Source organism: Algibacter pacificus (assembly GCF_008033385.1).
GTDB classification, from domain to species: Bacteria; Bacteroidota; Bacteroidia; order Flavobacteriales; family Flavobacteriaceae; genus Algibacter; species Algibacter pacificus.
The window spans coordinates 149,284-163,537 of the sequence record NZ_VOGY01000005.1; the positions used below are offsets into that span (position 1 = coordinate 149,284).

Below are 14,254 nucleotides of genomic sequence, written 5' to 3' on the forward strand. Positions count from 1 at the left end.
CTTATAAATTATTAATTGTCCATGAAACATAATACATTGATCCAATATGACCTGTACCTACTGCTGTGAAATATTCATCGCCTAAAAGGTTTGTAGCGCCTGCCTTGAAAATAGATTTAATGGATGGAATTTTTAAGTTAATTTGAGCATCTACCACATGAAATTCTGGAACAACACCATTGGCAAAAGTAGCTTCCCAATAATAATCGTCGCTAAATCTATATGCTACGTTAAACCCGAAATTTTTAAATAGATCTGTATTACCAAAAGTCATTTTAAATTTATGCTCTGGTGTGTTAAAGTTTGTTGCAAAATCCGGGTATTTGTTTTGGTCGAAATCTAGTTTTGCATAAGTGTAACTTCCACTTAAATCGAAATCACTAAACACCTTGGTTGATAAGCCGATAGAAGCTCCGTATGAATTTACGTTAGCTTCAGAATTAGTGTATGTACTATAGGCTTGGCTATCTCCATTGGCTAATGCTGCAATAGATAAACTGCCATCTCCAACAGTTCCATACAGTGGTGCAACAACCACTTCTTGAGAAATAAAATCTTGATAACTGTTATAATAAGCACTAAGATCTATAGTAATATTGCTGTATTTTCCTCTATAACCAATCTCTGCAGAGGTTACTTGCTCTGGTTTTACGAGGTCTGGGTTTGCAATTTCTAATACTGCTGGGTTGCCGGTTTCGGCAAGTTCTCGTGCAGAACTTGCGGTATATGAGTTGTTGTAGGCTGCAGCTCCTGTTTGTGTAATACTTGCAGGTTGCTGGATGGCTATACCTGCTGGTGATACATTATAATTTCTTGTCCATCGGTCTAAGTTAGTAGGGGCAGCACCAACCAAAATAGCTCTACCCGCATTTAAACCAATAAATAAATCTTGAGTTGTTGGATTTCTAAATCCTGTTTGAATAGATGCTCTTATATTATGATCCTGATTAAGTGTTAGCGCTGCGGAGATTCTTGGAGATACAAATCCGTCAAAAAATTCAGATTTATCAAAACGAGCCGAACCTGTTAATTTTAATTCCATTTCTTCGTTTAGCTCTATGTTTTTTTGAATTTGAGTATAAATTCCAAATTCGGAATAGCTAATTGGAGCATCTATATCTGTATAAATGGTTCCTGAGGAGTTTAAGTTATATTTTCTATACGAACCACCTACTTGAATATCTGCAAAATCTATAAGATGGCTAAAGTTGTAATTGGCATCAACATGATAATATTTAGAAGCATCTTGAAATTTAGAGCCTGTAGATAAATCGGGATCGTTGATGCTTTTATTAAATGCTGCTATAAATTCGGGAGATCCGGGTAAATACATGCCTGTATCTGCAACTTGTCTTGCTGTTGCATGTGCTTGGGTTTCATTGGCCCCAGCTAAAGTAGCTGTAATAAAGGCGCCAGTATATTCTCCAAACCAAGTTTTGTCGTCTTTCCAAGCTCTATTAATATTGATACCTGTAAATACCATATCGTAAGAGTCACCTGCTTTGTCTCCTACAACATAACCCCTAAGAAAAAAGTTATCATTTTTAAATTCAATTTTATGTTGTTCTTGAAAGAAGTTATTAATGTTATATCGGTTGGTACCTTGATAAATGGTGTTTCCTGTTCCTACCTTGCCTACATATGATATTTCGAAATCATTTTCCCAAGGACGGTAATATACTCCCCAATCAGCCTTAATACTACGTGCGTTATAATTGGTTAATGCCCGTTCATTATACCCCGTTCTGCTTACCTCTACTAAAGGTACTAAATTTACTAAAGCAGGGTTAGGCAGTTGATCTAAAAAATCTTGACTCTCTATAACTGCTTTTAGGTTGGTTGACACTTCATCACCATAAACATTAATACCATCATAGTTTATGTTTGCTCTTGTGCCTCCAGGGTTTAATTTATCTTCTTCGCTAGTAGCAGCCCAATCTGTTCCTTTTAGATATCCAAAGTTTACTTTTGCAGCAAATTTATTGCTAAACTTATAGGCGGCACGGATACTAACATCGGTGTATTCATTATCACCAGCGGCTTTCTGCGATGTAATACCACGTTTTACTGAAGCGCTTATGCCATGGTGGTCGAATGGATTTTTGCTTCGCATAAATAAAATACCATTGAAGGCATTAGCACCGTATAGGGCTGAGGAGGCGCCTGGAAGTAATTCAACGCTTAATACATCTGTTTCTGTCATCCCTACCAAATTCCCTAGAGGGAAGTTTAATGCGGGTGTGGAATTGTCCATACCGTCGACTAACTGCATAAATCTATTATTGGCAAAGGTTGCAAAACCTCTGGTGTTTACAGACTTAAAAGTTAAACTGTTAGTGTTAACATCTACACCTTTTAAGTTTTCAAGACCACCGTAAAAATCAGAAGAGGCTGTGTTTTTAATTTCTTTTATCCCAAAACGTTCAACGGTTACTGGAGATTCAAAGATACGTTCTGGAGTTCTAGAAGCCGATATAATAACTTCGTCTAGCGAATTACCTTCTTTTAAAATAAAATTTACTTTTTGATTGTTGGTTATAATTTCTATGGTTACGGTTTCAAATCCAACGCTACTGGCTTGTACTGAAAAGGGTGGTTTTTTGCTGTAAGTTAATGAGAAATTACCATCAAAATCGGTTACATTTCCTGTAGATGAGCCAAGGATTATAACGTTGGCACCCGGAATGGGTTGGTTATTTTCGTCTACAACTGAACCAGTAAAGGTAGTTTGTGAAAATGTTGTTACATAGAAAAACAACATGATGAGGGGAAGAATTGTTTTCATTTCTAAGAATTAGTTTTAGTATTAGAATACCAATATATGTATATTTTGGGTTATTTTATATAAAATAGTGAAAAATATATGCATGCATAGTATTTATTCGTAATTTATAAGGGGTAAAATTATGATTTTGTTAAAATGAACTTTAATAAAAATAGCTTGGCTTCTAAATGAAGCCAAGCTATTGAAATTTATTTATTTTTTCGAAAGTAATTATTCCACCGTAACCGATTTTGCTAAGTTACGTGGTTGGTCCACATTTTTGTTTAAAAGTACTGCTATATAATAGGATAATAATTGTAGCGGAATAGTGGTTAATAAGGGTGAAAGCGATTCTAGCGTTTCAGGAACTTCAATTACGTGGTCTGCTAATTCTTTAACCTGTACATCACCTTCGGTAACAATACCAATTATTTTTCCTTTTCTAGATTTAATTTCTTGAATATTACTTACTACTTTTTCGTAATGTCCTTTTTTAGTCGCAATTACAATAATAGGCATGTTTTCATCAATTAAAGCTATAGGGCCATGTTTCATTTCTGCAGCAGGGTAACCTTCGGCGTGAATGTATGAAATTTCTTTTAGTTTTAATGCGCCTTCTAAGGCTACTGGAAAGTTAAAACCTCTTCCCAAATAAAGCATGTTTCTTGCTCCTTTATAGGTGTCTGCAATGGTTTTAATAATGGTGTCAGATTCTAAAGCTTGTTTTACTTTTTTAGGAATCATTTCTAATTCCAATAAATGTTGGCGGAAATTTGAACTGCTAATAGTTCCTTTAGCTCTTGCTAACCTTAAAGCTATAAGAGTTAAAACTGTAATTTGTGTTGTAAATGCTTTGGTAGATGCCACGCCTATTTCTGGGCCGGCATGTGTATATGCACCAGCATTTGATGCTCTTGCAATAGAAGAGCCTACCACATTGCAAACCCCAAAAACAAAAGCGCCTTTGGATTTTGCGAGTTTTATAGCAGCTAATGTGTCTGCTGTTTCTCCAGATTGTGAAATAGCGATGACAATATCGTTTTCTGTAATTACAGGATTTCTGTATCTAAATTCTGAGGCATATTCAACCTCTACAGGTATTCTTGCTAAATCTTCAAAAATATATTCGGCAACCAATCCAGCGTGCCAAGAGGTTCCACAAGCAACAATTATGATACGATTGGCGTTTAAAAATTTCTTCATGTTATCTTCAACACCTGCCATTTTAATAATAGCTTCGTTTCTTAATAATCGTCCTCTATAGGTATCTGTAATAGCTTTAGGTTGTTCGTGGATTTCTTTAAGCATAAAGTGCTCGTATCCACCTTTTTCTATTTGTTCTAGGTTTAATTGTAGTTCTTGAACATAGGTTTCAACTAAGCAGTCGTCTTTTATTTTTCTTATTTTAATTCCTTTTTGAAATCTAATAACGGCCATTTCTTCATCTTCTAAATACACGGCGTTTTTTGTGTATTCTAAAAAGGGTGAAGCATCACTGGCTATAAAGAATTCGTTTTCGTTTTCGCCAACGCCAATAGCTAGTGGGCTTCCTAAGCGCGCTACAACAATTTCTTCGGGTTTTGTTTTATCAAAAACGGCTATGGCATAAGCTCCTATAACTTGGTTTAATGCTACTTGTACGGCTTTTCCAAGCTTAACGTTTTCTTTCTTTTTAACATCTTCAATTAAATTAACAAGTACTTCTGTATCTGTATCCGATTGAAATGTATAGCCTCTACTAATTAATTCTTGTTTAAGCGCGTCATAATTTTCAATAATCCCATTGTGAATTATTACTAATTCGCCAGAATTTGAAAGGTGCGGGTGAGAATTAATATCGTTAGGGATACCGTGTGTTGCCCAACGTGTATGGCCAATGCCAATATTACCTGTATTGGTTATTTCGGTTTTGGCACGTTCTTCTAGATCGGCTACTTTACCTTTTGTTTTTGATATTTTTAGATCTGTTCCATCAAAAAGAGCTATTCCGGCACTATCGTATCCCCGATATTCTAAGCGTTTTAATCCTTCAATGACTATGGGGTAAGCTTCTCTATAACCGATATAACCTACAATTCCGCACATATGTTGATGTTTTTAATTATTGGTTTCTGTATAAAATACTTTAAACTTCATTCTTTTATCGTCATCGTCGTCGTTTGAGCCGTGTAATATGGTTCCTTTCGGCGTTATTATTGATGCGGCAGGTATATTGGTTACATGAGCACCATCGCTATTAGGAATGGCTGCATTTGTAGTGTAATTTACGTTAGTGGATAAGGTTAAGCCTATTTTAGTATTTGTTGAATCGTTTAATAAAATTCTGTTTAAATGTTCTGTTAAACGAATTTTGTATCTATAGTTACCTTTTTCATCACTTATACGTTGGCCAAGACTAATTACTTTTGAACTAAATGGTGTGGTTGTAGATTCGGTTTGGTCTATGGCATAATCATATGTTGGACTACTGTTGTTAACATCGTAGGCATAAATTCTATCGAAAAAACTGTAGTCGTTTCCGTTACCATCATCGGCAAAGGTTTGCATAATATCATCTTCGTAAATCACTAAATGGGCATCATTTATTAGGCGGTTTAAAACAAATTTTCCGTCGTCATCTTTTTTGTAGCTGTTGCCTTCTGGAACTCTAAATTCATCTAAGAAATTCTTTTTAGCTTCATCGTTCTCAAATAAATTTACAATAGCCATAGAGTTTCCGGCCCCTTTTAAATAGAGTGATTTATCGCCGTTAGTGGCATCTCCATTTTCTAGAGTTACATTGGTAATGTTGTTTACAAATGTATTTAAGGTGTTTCCTGTAAAATATAAGGTATAGGTTGCTTCTATAGTTTCTCCTTCGGTTACGGTGGAATCATAACTATAAGTTATGGTTATATTAGCTCCTGTTGAAGCCATGTTAAGTAAAACCATATTTCCATCATTATCGATAGCTTCTGCTTTAAAAAACAGCCCTCTAAAGTAATTTTTAAATTCATTAGCATTACTTAATACGATATTGCCTTCTTTTTTTAAAATTAAATTTTCCCAAAAGGTATTATCTAGTGTTGCTACATATGCAGGTACACTTCTTGAAGTTACTTCATTGTCTGTACCTTCATCTGTAACGGTTACAATAGCATCGGCACTTGGAATTACGTTGTCGTCCTGAAATATTAAGGTGCTTTTTTGGGTGTCAAAATTAATAGGAGAAGTTCCGTTATACGCCAAGTTATCAGAGCCTCCATCGGAGTAGGAATAATATTTTTGAGCAGTAGTTCCATCGAGATCGGTATCTCTTAAAAAATAATCATTCTTATAAATGGATAATTTAAAAGGTTTTACAGAGCCGTTATAATCACCGTATAAAGAGTCTTGTATGGTGTATTCTGCATTGCCTTCATCGTCATAATTATTAATTCTGCTATAATATGGAATGGTTAAAACTACCGATTTAATGGTTGCATTTTCTCCAAAATCAGGATCGTAAGTAGACGGTGTTACTTGGGTAACAATGCTAGCACTTGTTAGTCCATAAGCGGGGTCATTAAATACGCCTAATAAATATGAAGATAGGTTGTTAACTTGAACCGATTCTAGTTTTTTATTGTAAGATACAATTGGAACTTGGTATAAGTCTGTACTAAAATTAGCATTATCTTTTCCAAGAACGGCGCTATCTAATTCTGCGAATTCTTTGTCGCAAGCAACAAAACCAGTGAATGTAAATAGAAAAATAGCCGAAAATTTAAGGGCTTTAAATGTTTTTTTCATAAGTTATTTTAAAATGAATTTGAGAAGGCTAGCCTAAAACTTCGTTATTAAAGAAGCTTGTATAAGCTTCGCCAAATTCATCCTTGCTTTTATACTCTAATATAGGTTTTTTAGATGCTTTTATATAAGCATCTACGTCTTCTGCTATGTCTTCAGATCCTACTATTATGGCATCGGAGTAATCTACAGCAACCTTCATTAAGTTGTTATAAGTTGGTTCTTCGAGTACTTTAATAGCGTCATCATTAATATTGTCAAATTTAACTTTATTAATAAGATCTTTATTTAATGTATTGTTAAAACTTTGATTATATATGGAAGTCACAATTTTACTTTCATTAAATAAAGGTTCATCTTTGTAGTATTCTCTTAAGTAAACAGGTAGTAGCGATGCTAACCAACCGTGTACATGTATAATATCTGGAGCCCAGTTTAACTTTTTAACCGTTTCAATAACGCCTTTTGCAAAGAAAATAGCACGTTCATCGTTATCTGAAAATAATTTTCCAGCTTCATCTGTTAATGTTGCTTTTCTTTTAAAATATTCTTCATTATCAATAAAATAAACCTGAATGCGTTCTTTCGGAATAGATGCTACCTTTATAATTAACGGCATATCTAGGTCGTTTATTACTAAATTGATACCCGATAACCTGATAACTTCGTGTAATTGGTGTCTTCTTTCATTAATATTCCCGTATCGTGGCATGAAGATTCTTATTTGTCCGCCTTGTTGATTTACGAGTCTAGGTGCTTCAAACGACATTGACGAAATCTCTGTTTCTGGTAAATAAGGAACTACTTCAGATGATACGTATAATACCCTCTTATCTTTCATATGTTTATTTTTGATGACTTTTAACGTATTTTTTTTTAATAATTAATATCAAAAAGGTTGAGTTTGTTATTAATTGTTGTTAAAAAACACGCAAAAGTACAAAATTTTATGCAGATTGCTTGTAAAATCTTAAGTTTGCATGCGTTAAATTTTAATTAGAAGGTGGAAGTTTATTCAGAAAAACAACAAATTACGGCTGCAATTGATGCTGTAAAAGCTAAAAAACTAACTTTAGGATTCGTGCCTACTATGGGTGCTTTGCACCAAGGACATTTACAATTAGTAATAAAAGCTTTAGAAGAAAATGATTGTGTCGTGGTTAGCATTTTTGTTAATCCAACCCAATTTGATAACCCTAACGATCTCGATGCCTACCCGAGAACTTTAGAAAACGATATAACATTATTGAAAACGGTAAGTGAAACCAAAATTATGGTTTATGCGCCTACCGTTGATGATATTTACGAAGGAAATACGGTTTCTGAAATTTTCGATTTCGATGGATTGGAACATGAAATGGAAGGCAAATTTCGTCAAGGTCATTTTGATGGTGTGGGTACTATTGTAAAACGCCTTTTTGAAATTGTAAAACCAAATAAGGCGTATTTTGGTGAGAAAGATTTTCAGCAGCTTCAAATTATTAGAAAACTGGTAGAAAAACATCAAATGCCTTTAGAAATAGTGGGATGCAAAATTCATCGTGAAGCAAATGGCTTGGCTATGAGTTCTCGAAATACGCGACTAAAACCAGAATTTAGTGCCGCTGCTCCCTTCATATATAAAACATTAAAGACTGCCAAAGAAAAATTTGGCACAAAAAGTGCTAATGAAGTTAAGGAATGGGTAGAGAAGCAATTTGAAAATCATGATTTATTAACATTAGAATATTTTATAATTTCTGAAGTTGACACTTTAAAACCTGTAAAACGAAAATCGAATAACAAAGCGTATCGCGCATTTATTGCTGTATATGCAGACGATATTAGACTTATTGATAATATTGCACTAAATTAATTATCTTTGCCACATGCAAATTCAAGTAGTAAAATCTAAAATACACCGAGTAAAAGTAACGGGTGCCGACTTAAATTATATTGGTAGTATCACTATTGATGAAGATTTAATGGAAGCCGCCAATATTATTCAAGGTGAAAAGGTTCAAATTGTGAATAACAATAACGGAGCTAGGCTAGAAACTTATGCCATTCCTGGACCAAGAAATAGTGGGGAAATCACGCTTAACGGGGCTGCAGCACGATTAGTTGCCCCTGGAGATGTCCTTATTTTAATAACTTATGCCTTTATGGATATCGAGGAGGCTAAAGTGTTTAAACCATCGTTAGTATTTCCTGATGAAGCCACTAATTTATTGAAATAAACCATTTGAATAAACAAATAAAAAGTATCCTTAAAATTACACTCCCATTAGTATTGGGAGTTTTTTTAGTTTGGTATTCACTGTCCAAAGTGTCTATTGGAGAAATAATTGAATACGCTCAAAATGCTGATTATATTTATATTATCCTCGGTGTTTTTTTAGGGTTGTTAAGTCATTTGTCTCGCTCGTATCGCTGGCTTTTTATGTTAGAACCCATGGGGTATAAAGTTAAATTTGGCAATAGCGTTATGGCTGTTTTTGCTACCTATTTAATAAATTATACCATACCAAGAGCGGGCGAAGTTGCCAGAGCATCTATCCTTACAAATTATGAAGGCGTCCCTTTTGAAAAGGGGTTTGGAACCATTGTTGCCGAACGTATTGCCGACATGATTATTATGCTGTCCATTATTGCTATTACGTTGTTTTTGCAATTCGATTTTATTTATGGTTTTTTAGTTGAAAAATTTAATCCCGTAAAAATTGGAATTGCTCTTGCGCTATGTGCTTTATTAGGGCTTTTGTTTTTAAGATTAATAAAAAGAAGCCAATCGAAACTAGCATTAAAAATTAAAGGGTTTGCTAACGGATTAATTGAAGGCGCATTAAGTATTTTTAAAATGAAAAAGAAGTGGGCATTCATTTTTCATACGCTTTTTATTTGGATTATGTATTTACTCATGTTCTACGTAACATCTTTTGCTATTACCGAATTACATCATATTTCCATAGGCGCCATTTTAATTGGTTTTATTTCGGCAAGCTTTAGTATTGCTGCCACTAATGGCGGTATAGGCTCTTATCCACTTGCTATTTATGCCGCTTTTTCGCTTTTTGGAATTGCAGAACAACCAAGTATTGCTTTCGGTTGGATTATGTGGGCTTCACAAACTTTAATGGTAATTGTTTTTGGCGGAATATCTCTAATTTATTTACCCATTTATAATAGAAAAAAAGCAAAAAATTTGACCAAATAACAGAAGTGTTTTTGTTTTTTTGAATTGTAATTGCTTATTTCATACCTTGCCGTTTCAATCTCTAATCATTTTTTAAAATGAAGAAATTCAGTATTTTATTTTTTCTATGTTTACTTGTTTTCAATACGATTGAAGCACAAGTTAAATATGAAAACTTCGACTCGCCACGATTAGGTCAAACACGCCAGATTAAAATACAACTTCCACGTAATTATAATAATAATCCAGATAAAAATTACCCGCTTATTGTGGTTTTTGATGCCGATTATTTATTTGAAGCGGTCGCGGGAAATGCCGATTATTATGCGTATTGGGAAGATATGCCCGAGTCTATAGTAATAGGGATAAACCAAATAGGGACGAGGTATTATGATACGTTATATTCCGAACAAAACGCGATGCCTATTGAAACTGGAGCTGCTTTTTTTGAGTTTATAGGTATGGAACTTATTCCTTATATAGAAAAGACTTATCGTACGGCTAACTTTAGAGTGGCTGTTGGTCACGGACAAACCGCTAATTTTATTAATTATTATTTGCTGAAATCAAATCCATTATTTCAAGGTTATGTGGTAATAAGCCCAGAATTAGCACCTAATATGCTCGATTATATTCCCGAAAAATTATCTAAAGCCGATTCTAAAATATTTTACTATTTAGCAAACACCACGGACGATTTATCTTCTATTAAACAGATGACTACAACTTTAAATATGGATATAGCAGTAGTAAACAACGATAACGTGGTTTATCATTTTGATAGTTTTGAAGGGTTGTCTCATTACGCTTTACCAGCACATGCGATACCAAATGCTATTGAAAGTATTTTTTATGTGTATCAACCTATTTCTAAAAAAGTATATAAAGAAACCATTCTTAAATTAGAAACCTCACCACTTTTATTTCTTAAGGAAAAATATAAAACAATTAATGAATTATTTGGGATTGATAAGAAAATTCTAGTTAACGACTTTAAAGCCATTTCTGCAGCCATTGAAAAAACTAAGCGTTTTACAGATTATGAAGAACTAGGTAAACTAGCGCGAAAAGCATATCCCGAAACCCTTTTAGGAACGTATTATATTGCACGTTTTTATGAGGAAACTGGAGAGCCTAAAAGAGCATTGCGTACCTATCAATCTGCTTATGTTTTAGATGAAATTGGCGGGATTACTCGAGAAGATATGCTTTACAGAGCAAACTTAATTAAACAAGATTTCGGATATTAATAAGCTGAAAATCTGATAATAGAAATATAATAGCAGGTAATAATTTCAAATTAGAAAATGGCCAAAGTAAAAACGACTTTTTTTTGTCAAAATTGTGGTGCACAGTACGCAAAATGGCAGGGGCAATGCAATGCCTGTAAAAATTGGAATACTATAGTTGAAGAGGTCGTGCAAAAGCCAGAGAAAAGCGATTGGAAAACGCCAAAATCTCCAGCAAAAAGAGCGTCTATTCCACTTAGAATTCAGGATATTGATACCTCTAAAGAAGCCAGATTAGACACGTTTGATGGGGAATTAAATCGCGTTTTGGGCGGCGGTATTGTACCAGGCTCATTAACGCTTTTGGGAGGCGAACCCGGTATTGGAAAAAGTACATTGTTGCTTCAAATTTCTTTAAAATTACCTTATAAAACTTTGTATGTTTCAGGTGAAGAAAGCCAGAAACAAATAAAAATGCGTGCCGAACGTATTAATCCGAATAACAATAATTGTTATATTTTAACCGAAACGAAAACGCAGAATATTTTCAAGCAAATTGAAGCTTTAGAACCCGATATTGTGATTATTGATTCTATTCAAACCTTGCATAGTGATTATATCGAATCCTCGTCCGGAAGCATTTCACAAATAAAAGAATGTACTACGGAGCTTATTAAATTTGCAAAAGAAACAGCAACCCCTGTATTATTAATTGGGCATATTACCAAAGATGGCAACATTGCTGGGCCTAAAATTTTAGAGCACATGGTGGATACCGTTTTACAATTTGAAGGCGATAGAAATCATATATTTCGAATTTTGCGTGCCAATAAAAATCGTTTTGGTTCTACTAGTGAATTAGGGATTTACGAAATGCAAGGTTCGGGTTTGCGTGAAGTAACCAATCCTTCCGAAATTTTAATTTCTAAAAAGGACGAAGAGTTATCGGGTAATGCCATTGCCGCCACGCTCGAAGGCATGCGGCCGTTAATGATAGAAGTGCAAGCTTTAGTGAGTACAGCGGTTTACGGTACGCCACAACGTAGCGCCACGGGTTTTAATGCCAAGCGTTTAAATATGCTTTTGGCCGTTTTAGAAAAGCGTGCAGGTTTTAGGTTGGGAGCAAAAGATGTGTTTTTAAATATTACTGGCGGCATTACTGTGGACGATCCTGCGATAGATTTAGCGGTGGTGGCTGCTATTTTATCATCCAATGAAGATGTGGCTTTACAAAAAGATTTTTGTTTTGCGGCCGAGGTAGGGTTGTCTGGCGAAATTCGTCCCGTGCAACGTGTAGAGCAACGTATTTTAGAGGCTGAAAAATTGGGGTTCGCCACTATTTTTGTATCTAAATACAATAAAATTTCACTTAAAAACACCACTATTTCAATTCAGTTAATTTCTAAAATTGAAGATTTGGTTGGGTTTGTTGTTTAACTTTTTTAATGGCAAATGTCGACAGAAGTTTATGATCAATTCAAAAATGATAAAACGCATTTTCTAAATGTTCAATTTTAAAGTCTTTAGCTTCTTTTACAATCGCGATAATATCAAAACGTACTTCAACATCGAGATCGTTGGAAGTCACGTATTCATCAATCGCTTTTACTAAGCGCTGAATTTGTTTTGGTTTCACAAAATCTTGTGGGTTTCCAAAATCGGCGGTCGATCGTGTTTTAACTTCAATAACGGCGAGAATATCTTCTTTTTGAGCAATAATATCAACTTCAGCTTTTTGAAAACGATAATTGCGTTCCAAAATATCATAGTCGTTTTTCAGTAGAAAATCGATAGCCAATTGTTCGCCTATTTTACCAAGTTCGTTATGTTCTGCCATGTTGCTGTCTAATAGTTATTTAAACCATGAGGAACTGCAACTTACAAATAATTTTTTAAGGTTAATAATTATCATAAAAAAATGGCTTTCAAATTCATGAAAACCATTTAATTATTTTTATAAAACTAAAGTGTGTTTTAATCTATAATCTTAAAACCGGTGTATGGTTGAAGTACTTCCGGAATTACAATACCATCTTCGGTTTGGTAGTTTTCTAAAATACCAGCAAGTACACGTGGTAATGCTAAAGAACTTCCATTTAAGGTATGTGCCAATTCGTTTTTACCTTCAGCATTTTTAAATCGAAGTTTTAATCGATTCGCTTGAAAGGTTTCAAAATTAGATACCGAGCTAATTTCTAACCAACGGTCTTGCGCTGTAGAAAACAATTCGAAATCGAAAGTTAAAGCCGATGTAAATCCTAAATCGCCACCACAAAGTCTTAAAATTCTGTAAGGTAATTTTAGTTCTTGAAGAATACCTTTTACATGTTCTACCATGCCGTCTAAGGCTTTGTAGGATTGTGATGGATGTTCTACACGTAAAATTTCAACTTTATCAAATTGGTGCAATCTATTTAAACCACGAACGTGAGCGCCGTAGCTTCCTGCTTCGCGTCTAAAACAAGGGGTGTAGCCTGTAATACCAATTGGTAATTCGCTTTCATCCACAATGGTATCTCTAAAAATATTAGTTCCCGGTACTTCGGCAGTTGGGATTAGGTATAAATTATCTTCACCCACGTGGTACATTTGCCCTTCTTTATCTGGCAATTGCCCGGTTCCAAAACCTGAAGCTTCGTTTACTAAAAGGGGTAATTGATATTCGGTGTAGCCAGCTGCTGTATTTTTGTCTAAAAAGTAAGCAATTAAAGCGCGTTGTAAGCGTGCGCCTTTCCCTTTATAAACTGGAAATCCTGCACCAGTAATTTTATTACCAAGCTCAAAATCGATGATATCGTATTTTTTAGCAAGTTCCCAATGTGGTAACGCGCCATCGTGCAATACGGGAATGTCTCCTTCTTTAAAAATCTCTTCGTTATCGTCCTCGGTACTTCCTTTTGGAACGGTTTCGTTAGGAACATTAGGGATTTTATATAGTAATTGCGTTAAAGATTCCACGGTAGAATTTAATGTATCGTTAAGTTCTTTCGAGGTTTCTTTTAACTGACTTGTTTTTTCTTTTAAAACATTCGCTTTTTGAGCTTGTCCTGTTTTGTATAAGTTTCCAATTTCTTTAGAAATGGCGTTGGATTCGGCTAAAGTATTGTCTAATTCGGTTTGAATGCGTTTACGATCTTCATCTAGCGCAATAACGTCGTTAATCATACTTGTGGCGTCGATGTTTCTTTTTTCCATTCGACTAATAACCAAATCTTTGTTTTCTCTAATAAAAGGTACTTGTAACATCTGCTAAAAATTTAAGCCACAAATTTAGGGAATTGGGAATTATTTTGGGCTTTTACTAGCTATGAATTTTAC

11 protein-coding genes are annotated in these 14,254 nt (G+C 34.5%); 5 read left to right on the forward strand and 6 right to left on the reverse strand.

What is annotated here, in order from left to right; translation table 11 throughout:
* Nucleotide 1: 1 nt before the first annotated feature.
* The 4 genes from FQU21_RS09450 to FQU21_RS09465 form a co-directional block, all read right to left on the reverse strand.
* Nucleotides 2–2,785 carry a TonB-dependent receptor gene (locus tag FQU21_RS09450; protein WP_147677755.1) on the reverse strand — a complete coding sequence of 928 codons (2,784 nt, stop codon included), beginning with the start codon at nucleotides 2,783–2,785 and terminating at the stop codon, nucleotides 2–4.
* A 210-nt stretch (nucleotides 2,786–2,995) separates the two neighbouring features.
* Entirely contained in the window at nucleotides 2,996–4,849 is a 1,854-nt protein-coding gene (glmS, locus tag FQU21_RS09455) for a glutamine--fructose-6-phosphate transaminase (isomerizing) (RefSeq protein ID WP_147677756.1), read from the reverse strand.
* Nucleotides 4,850–4,861: 12 nt separating this feature from the next.
* Nucleotides 4,862–6,535, reverse strand: coding sequence for a BamH family beta-barrel-assembly machinery protein (locus FQU21_RS09460; RefSeq protein WP_147677757.1), 1,674 nt, complete (start codon nucleotides 6,533–6,535; stop codon nucleotides 4,862–4,864).
* A 28-nt stretch (nucleotides 6,536–6,563) separates the two neighbouring features.
* Nucleotides 6,564–7,373, reverse strand: coding sequence for a glycogen/starch synthase (locus FQU21_RS09465; protein WP_147677758.1), 810 nt, complete (start codon nucleotides 7,371–7,373; stop codon nucleotides 6,564–6,566).
* Between the two features lie 162 nt (nucleotides 7,374–7,535).
* Between FQU21_RS09465 and panC the strand changes: the two genes are divergently transcribed.
* From panC to radA, 5 genes are all read left to right on the forward strand, one after another.
* A complete protein-coding gene (gene panC / locus FQU21_RS09470) occupies nucleotides 7,536–8,387 on the forward strand; it encodes a pantoate--beta-alanine ligase (RefSeq protein ID WP_147677759.1) in 852 nt (283 codons plus the stop codon).
* A 13-nt stretch (nucleotides 8,388–8,400) separates the two neighbouring features.
* A complete protein-coding gene (gene panD, locus FQU21_RS09475; protein ID WP_042499542.1) occupies nucleotides 8,401–8,751 on the forward strand; it encodes an aspartate 1-decarboxylase in 351 nt (116 codons plus the stop codon).
* 5 nt (nucleotides 8,752–8,756) lie between these two features.
* The gene (locus tag FQU21_RS09480) at nucleotides 8,757–9,728 is read left to right on the forward strand and encodes a lysylphosphatidylglycerol synthase transmembrane domain-containing protein (protein ID WP_147677760.1); all 972 of its coding nucleotides are present in this window, start codon (nucleotides 8,757–8,759) and stop codon (nucleotides 9,726–9,728) included.
* 77 nt (nucleotides 9,729–9,805) lie between these two features.
* Nucleotides 9,806–10,957: an alpha/beta hydrolase gene (locus tag FQU21_RS09485; RefSeq protein WP_147677761.1), complete on the forward strand. Its 1,152-nt coding sequence runs from the start codon at nucleotides 9,806–9,808 to the stop codon at nucleotides 10,955–10,957.
* Between the two features lie 57 nt (nucleotides 10,958–11,014).
* Nucleotides 11,015–12,373: a DNA repair protein RadA gene (gene radA / locus FQU21_RS09490; protein ID WP_147677762.1), complete on the forward strand. Its 1,359-nt coding sequence runs from the start codon at nucleotides 11,015–11,017 to the stop codon at nucleotides 12,371–12,373.
* Nucleotides 12,374–12,413: 40 nt separating this feature from the next.
* Here the strand turns inward: radA and FQU21_RS09495 are convergent, their stop codons facing one another.
* Nucleotides 12,414–12,773: a YraN family protein gene (locus FQU21_RS09495; RefSeq protein ID WP_147677763.1), complete on the reverse strand. Its 360-nt coding sequence runs from the start codon at nucleotides 12,771–12,773 to the stop codon at nucleotides 12,414–12,416.
* Between the two features lie 137 nt (nucleotides 12,774–12,910).
* Nucleotides 12,911–14,182, reverse strand: a complete 1,272-nt coding sequence (gene serS, locus FQU21_RS09500) for a serine--tRNA ligase (protein WP_147677764.1) — start codon at nucleotides 14,180–14,182, stop codon at nucleotides 12,911–12,913.
* Between the last annotated feature and the right edge of the window lie 72 nt (nucleotides 14,183–14,254).

Coding starts and splice junctions, on each gene's coding strand:
- FQU21_RS09450 (WP_147677755.1), bottom strand. CDS start 2,785: ATGAAAACAATTCTTCCCCTCATCATGTTGTTTTTCTATGTAACAACA.
- glmS (WP_147677756.1), bottom strand. CDS start 4,849: ATGTGCGGAATTGTAGGTTATATCGGTTATAGAGAAGCTTACCCCATA.
- FQU21_RS09460 (WP_147677757.1), bottom strand. CDS start 6,535: ATGAAAAAAACATTTAAAGCCCTTAAATTTTCGGCTATTTTTCTATTT.
- FQU21_RS09465 (WP_147677758.1), bottom strand. CDS start 7,373: ATGAAAGATAAGAGGGTATTATACGTATCATCTGAAGTAGTTCCTTAT.
- panD (WP_042499542.1), top strand. CDS start 8,401: ATGCAAATTCAAGTAGTAAAATCTAAAATACACCGAGTAAAAGTAACG.
- FQU21_RS09485 (WP_147677761.1), top strand. CDS start 9,806: ATGAAGAAATTCAGTATTTTATTTTTTCTATGTTTACTTGTTTTCAAT.
- radA (WP_147677762.1), top strand. CDS start 11,015: ATGGCCAAAGTAAAAACGACTTTTTTTTGTCAAAATTGTGGTGCACAG.
- FQU21_RS09495 (WP_147677763.1), bottom strand. CDS start 12,773: ATGGCAGAACATAACGAACTTGGTAAAATAGGCGAACAATTGGCTATC.
- serS (WP_147677764.1), bottom strand. CDS start 14,182: ATGTTACAAGTACCTTTTATTAGAGAAAACAAAGATTTGGTTATTAGT.